This is a genomic window from Limosilactobacillus portuensis (assembly GCF_014838735.1).
Lineage (GTDB): Bacteria > Bacillota > Bacilli > Lactobacillales > Lactobacillaceae > Limosilactobacillus > Limosilactobacillus portuensis.
Genome location: NZ_JABUXQ010000156.1, coordinates 1 through 259, shown reverse-complemented (window position 1 = coordinate 259; position 259 = coordinate 1). Strand labels below are relative to the sequence as shown.

At 45.6% G+C, this 259-nt stretch carries 1 protein-coding gene; it reads right to left on the bottom strand.

The features are described 5' to 3' along the window. Positions 1-49 precede the first annotated feature (49 nt). Positions 50-259: hypothetical protein (locus HUK49_RS10965; protein ID WP_268890042.1), on the bottom strand; the 210-nt coding region annotated here is incomplete at its 5' end.

The window sequence follows — 259 nt, the reverse complement described above, 5'->3', positions numbered from 1 at the left end:
CATTAAGTCGTTCAGCAAGTGTAGCGAAATCACAATCGATTTCAAGAAGTCAATCAGTGGCAGCAAGTGAGTCGGCATCATTGAGCAAGTCGAAGAGCACATCGTTAAGCAATTCAGTGAGTGCAGAGAAATCGACGTCATTAAGTCGTTCAGCAAGTGTAGCAAAATCGCAATCGATTTCAAGAAGCCAGTCAGTAGCAGCGAGTGAGTCGGCATCGCTAAGTAAGTCGAAGAGCACATCGCTCAGTAACTCAGTGAG